Source organism: Kitasatospora sp. NPDC001159 (assembly GCF_053598235.1).
Genome location: NZ_JBSFJV010000310.1, coordinates 1 through 1,002, shown reverse-complemented (window position 1 = coordinate 1,002; position 1,002 = coordinate 1). Strand labels below are relative to the sequence as shown.

Below are 1,002 nucleotides of genomic sequence, written 5' to 3'. Positions count from 1 at the left end.
TGGTCATACTGGCGACGGCGCAGCCAGACCCGCGCCCGCCGCAGCCACTACAAACGCCGAGGCCACACCCCATAACTGCGGTTGCAGTACTAGGGCTGATGAGCTATGAAGTCTGCGATTCTCGACGCTTCTCGCATATGCATGCTTGCATGCACGTAATTTCATGTCAACACATGCTTTCTCGGAGTCATGGAACTACACTCTGGCAGCATGACGACGAACGGGCCGCAGACGGCCGAGGACCTGTTGAACGCCGTAGGCCCGGCGTTTTCGAAGCTGCGCCGCACCTCGCTGCTGGAGGTCGCGAACCCCATCTCGGCCAAGGATCTGAGCCGGACCCTGATCCTGAACATCGTCCAGGAGCACACCCGCGACTCCGCGGCCGAAATCACCGTAGGCGCGGTCGCCGAACTGCTCGGCGTGGACCCATCAGTGGCCAGCCGGATGGTCAGCGACAACATCAAGGCCGGCTACCTGGTCCGGGCTGCCTCCCAACAGGACGGCCGTCGCACGGTTCTGCAGCTCAGCCCGGAGGGCACCGAGCTCATGAGTCGCCTCAGGCGCCACCAGCGTGAGGCATTCGACTACATCACCGCCGACTGGGCCGACAAGGACCGCCTCGAATTCGCCCGCCTCATGCTCAAGTACGTCGACTCGCTGGCCCGGCTCCGGGACCGCGACCCGGCCGGGTGACGCCAAGCGCCCTTGAATCGGCGGAGAGGGGCGACAACCTGCATGCCGAACGATCGCCAGCCGTCAGATACCTCGCTGCGGATGGGCCGGGTCGACCGCCGGGCGCGCGGGCAGCAGCGCCCGACGGTCGATCCTGATCGAGGAGGTGGCGCGCCATGCGGGCCACGCGGACATTTCTCCTCGAGTAGATCGACCGCGCGATCGGTCGATACAGTATGGCGGGATGGCGGTGTGCAGGCTCTGGCCTCTCGTGGCCCCAGCGGGGCGCGGTGCCGTCTGTCGTCGCGCTGCCTGGAGAAACTCGCTGCG

Annotated in this window: 1 protein-coding gene; it reads left to right on the top strand. The window is 66.0% G+C overall.

Annotation, left to right across the window (positions count from 1 at the left end):
* The first annotated feature begins 210 nt into the window (after positions 1-210).
* Positions 211-693, top strand: a complete 483-nt coding sequence (locus tag ACWC9T_RS42095; RefSeq protein ID WP_449826287.1) for a MarR family winged helix-turn-helix transcriptional regulator — start codon at positions 211-213, stop codon at positions 691-693.
* Positions 694-1,002 lie beyond the last annotated feature (309 nt).

What these genes read in the sequence shown, in the direction of transcription:
- ACWC9T_RS42095 (WP_449826287.1), top strand. Translation starts at nt 211, where the DNA reads ATGACGACGAACGGGCCGCAGACGGCCGAGGACCTGTTGAACGCCGTA.